The organism is Candidatus Protofrankia californiensis (assembly GCF_900634765.1).
GTDB lineage: Bacteria > Actinomycetota > Actinomycetes > Frankiales > Frankiaceae > Protofrankia > Protofrankia californiensis.
The window spans coordinates 1-1675 of the sequence record NZ_CAAAFT010000416.1; the positions used below are offsets into that span (position 1 = coordinate 1).

The 1675-nt window shown below is 71.9% G+C and carries 2 protein-coding genes; one reads left to right on the forward strand and one right to left on the reverse strand.

The window, feature by feature from the left end; translation table 11 throughout:
- Positions 1-1241, reverse strand: a 1241-nt coding sequence (leuC, locus tag DD1DGNOD_RS21605; protein ID WP_131770927.1) for a 3-isopropylmalate dehydratase large subunit, incomplete at its 3' end; no start/stop codon positions are given.
- Positions 1242-1396: 155 nt separating this feature from the next.
- Here leuC and DD1DGNOD_RS30015 point away from each other — a divergent pair.
- Positions 1397-1675 (forward strand): helix-turn-helix domain-containing protein (locus DD1DGNOD_RS30015; protein ID WP_241255899.1); only part of this gene is annotated, 279 nt, incomplete at its 3' end.

The following is a 1675-nucleotide window of genomic DNA, read 5'->3' on the forward strand; positions in this document are numbered from 1 at the left end:
TTCATCCCGAGGCACATCGAGCACCCCGCGCTGCGCCACTGCGCCCCGGCGGCGCGGAAGACCTCGTCGAGCCCTTCGGCCTCGGCGTCGGCCTTCACCGTCATCGAACCCGGGACGACCAGGACGCGCACGCCGTCGGCGACCCTGCGCCCGCGCAGGACGTCGGCGGCGGCCCGAAGGTCCTCGATGCGCCCGTTGGTGCAGGAGCCGATGAACACCGTGTCCACGGCGACGTCGCGCAGCGGCGTGCCCGGGGTGAGCGCCATGTAGGCCAGGGCCCGCTCGACCGAGGCCCGCAACGCGGGATCGGCGTAGTCGGCCGGGTCGGGGACGCGGGAGGCCAGCGGCGCGCCCTGCCCTGGGTTGGTGCCCCAGGTGACGAACGGGCTCAGCTCGGTGGCGTCGAGGACGACCTCGCGGTCGAACGTGGCGTCGTCGTCGGTGGCGAGCGTCCGCCAGTAGGCCAGCGCCTCGTCCCAGGCGGCTCCGACCGGTGCGTGCGGGCGCCCCTTCAGGTGGGCGAAGGTCACCTCGTCCGGGGCGATCATGCCGGCACGGGCACCTGCCTCGATGGACATGTTGCAGACCGTCATGCGGCCTTCCATGGACAGCGCCCGGACGGCCTCACCCCGGTATTCGATCACGTGGCCCTGGCCGCCGCCGGTACCGATCCGGGCGATGATCGCGAGAATCAGGTCCTTGGCGGTCACGCCGGCCGGCAGCGCCCCGTCCACGGTGACGGCCATGGTCTTGGGCGGGCGCTGCGGCAGCGTCTGGGTGGCCAGCACATGCTCGACCTGGCTGGTGCCGATACCGAAGGCGAGCGCGCCGAACGCGCCGTGGGTGGAGGTGTGACTGTCGCCGCAGACGATCGTCATGCCCGGCTGGGTCAGGCCCAGCTGCGGGCCCACGACGTGGACGATGCCCTGGCCGGGGTCGTTCATGGGGTGCAGTCGGACCCCGAAGTCGGCGCAGTTCTTACGCAGGGCCTCGACCTGGGCGGCCGAGACCGGGTCGGCGATCGGCAGCAGCGTGTCGACGGTCGGGACGTTGTGGTCCTCGGTGGCGATGGTCAGATCCGGGCGGCGGACGGGCCGGCCGGCCAGCCGCAGCGCCTCGAACGCCTGCGGGCTGGTCACCTCGTGGACGAGATGCAGGTCGATGTAGAGCAGGTCGGGTTCGTTGTCGGCACGCCGGACGACGTGGGCGTCCCAGACCTTCCTCGCGAGTGTGCGCCCCATGGCCCACTCCTTCAGCTGGCTTCCTCGGACCCGCCCGGCTGCGCCGGGCGGGGTGGCGAACGTGCGGTGCAGATCACTGAAGATCACTGATCCGGACCATCCGAAATCCCGCGCATCCCTGTGCGTCTCACTATTTAGGATGGCAGTATCAATGTATGAAACAGCTTAGCGGAGTCGGCGTGCTGGACAAGGCGGCCCTCGTGCTGAACGCGGTGGAGGCGTCCCCAGCCTCCCTCGGCGACCTGGTCACCCGTACCGGGCTGACCCGGGCGACCGCCCACCGCCTGGCGGTCGCCCTCGAGGTACACCGGCTGGTCGGACGGGACCCCAGCGGCCGGTTCGTACCCGGTCCCCGACTTGCCGCCGGTGGTGCGGCGCCGCTGCCGTGGGCCCTGCTGGCCGCCGCCGCGCCGGTACTCGCACAGCTGCGGGAC